Below are 916 nucleotides of genomic sequence, written 5' to 3'. Positions count from 1 at the left end.
CTGGATGCTGGCCACCACCCTGCTGCTGGCCATCGCCTGCCTGCTGCATGCCTGCACCGGCTGGGACCGGCGCGCGCCGCATTTCCATGCGCTGTTCCAGTTCCAGCTGGTCGGCCTCAACGGCGCGTTTTTGACCGGCGACATCTTCAACCTGTTCGTGTTCTTCGAGGTGCTGCTGATCGCCTCCTACGGCCTGCTGCTGTCGGGCGGACGCGGCCTGCGCATGCGCATCGGCCTGCACTACGTGGTGTTCAACGTCACCGCCTCGACGCTGTTCCTGATCGCGCTGGGCATGCTCTACGCCACGCTGGGTTCGTTGAACATGGCCGAGATCGGCCAGCGCATCGCCGAGCTGCCGCCGAGCCACCTGAAGCTGGCCAAGGCCGCGCTGGGCCTGCTGCTGCTGGTGTTCTGCGCCAAGGCCGCGCTGCTGCCGCTGTACCTGTGGCTGCCCGAATCCTATGCCCGCGCGCCGGCGGCGGTGGCGGCGCTGTTCGTGATCATGACCAAGGTCGGCCTGTACGCTGTGCTGCGTGTGACCTCGCTGTGGTTCGATGCCGACGCCGGTGCGATGGCCGGTTATGGCAGCGATTGGCTGCTGTGGGCCGGTATCGCCACCTTGCTGGTGGCCGCGCTCGGCGCACTGGCGGCCACCCGCCTGAGCGTGCTGGTCGCCTACCTGGTGGTGGTCTCGGCGGCAACGCTGTTCATCGCCTTCGCGCTGGGCACTCCCGGCACCCTTTCCGCCGGCCTGTACTACCTGCCGCACAGCACCTTCACCGCGGCGGCACTGTTCCTGGTGGCCGACCTGATCCGCCGCCGGCGCCTCCGTGCCGGGCAGCGACGCGAGGGCGAGCAGACCGTACTGCCGGGCAAGACCGTGCCGGGCCTGCTGTTCCTGGTCGGCGCGGTCGCG

General features: G+C 69.1%; 1 protein-coding gene. It reads left to right on the top strand.

Annotated features, from left to right (window positions below; translation table 11 throughout):
• On the top strand, nucleotides 1–916 hold a 916-nt coding region (locus tag JCM9942_RS16970), incomplete at both ends, for a proton-conducting transporter transmembrane domain-containing protein (protein ID WP_304941173.1).

The sequence above is a fragment of the Stenotrophomonas pictorum JCM 9942 genome, assembly GCF_001310775.1.
Taxonomy (GTDB): Bacteria; Pseudomonadota; Gammaproteobacteria; order Xanthomonadales; family Xanthomonadaceae; genus Stenotrophomonas; species Stenotrophomonas pictorum.
The sequence above is the reverse complement of the archived record's forward strand: the minus strand, read 5'-3'. Positions and strand labels throughout refer to the sequence as shown.